The organism is Alcanivorax sp. UBA3183 (assembly GCF_002364155.1).
In the GTDB taxonomy this organism is placed as follows: Bacteria; Pseudomonadota; Gammaproteobacteria; order Pseudomonadales; family Alcanivoracaceae; genus Alcanivorax; species Alcanivorax jadensis.
On record NZ_DEXN01000039.1, the window covers coordinates 70,925 to 71,892 of the forward strand.

The window sequence follows — 968 nt, forward strand, 5'->3', positions numbered from 1 at the left end:
GACACCGTGGAATCCGCCCGCCTGCAGGTAGAAGCCGCCGCCGATGACCTGCGCCATTACCTGGAACGGCTGGACCTGGACCCGGAGCGCCTGGCCCAGGTGGAAGAGCGGCTGAGCCAGAGCTACACCCTGGCCCGCAAGCACCGCATCCGCCCGGAAGAACTGGTGGAGCACCACCGCCAACTGCTGGCGGAGTCCGACGCCCTGGGCAATGTGGATGCCCACTTGCACGCCCTGTCCGAGCAGGAAGCCGCGGCCCAGCAGCAATACATGGACAGCGCCCGCCAGCTCAGCAAGGCCCGCCGCAGTGCCGCCAAGAACCTCACCCAGCAGGTACAGAAACAGCTCACCGCGTTGAGCATGAAAGCCGCCAAACTGGAAGCCCAGTTGGGCGAGTGTGCCCCCGGCGCCGACGGCCTGGAAGACGTGGAATTTCTGTTTTCTGCCAACCCCGGCCAGCCCCTCAAAGCCCTTGGCAAGGTGGCTTCCGGCGGCGAACTGTCACGGGTAAGCCTGGCTATCCAGGTTATTTGCGCCCGCAACCTGACGGTACCGAGTCTGGTATTCGATGAGGTTGACGTAGGTGTCGGTGGTGGCGTGGCCGAGATCGTCGGCCGACTGCTACGCGAACTGGGCAGCCACGCCCAAGTGCTGTGTATCACCCACCAGCCCCAGGTGGCCAGCCAAGGACACCAACACTGGCAGGTACACAAGATTCAGGGCGACGACACCACCCACACCCGCATTCAGGGCCTGGATGACAACGCAAGAATTGAAGAGTTGGCGCGCATGCTGGGCGGTGTGGAGATCACCGAATCCACCCGTACTCATGCCAGAGAGATGCTGAGCAAGGCCCAGGCAGCGTAGGAAGGCAGTGAACAGTTAATAGTGAATCGTTAACAGCAGCCCTGTAGGCCCTTCGCGCACTGACTGACTAAAAGAGTGCACCCCGTTGGAGCTTTGCTCGC

Annotated in this window: 1 pseudogene; it reads left to right on the forward strand. The window is 62.7% G+C overall.

Features of this window, described 5'->3' with window-relative positions:
- Positions 1–867, forward strand: a pseudogene (locus B3Q33_RS12250) (DNA repair protein RecN); the annotation flags it as partial.
- Between the last annotated feature and the right edge of the window lie 101 nt (positions 868–968).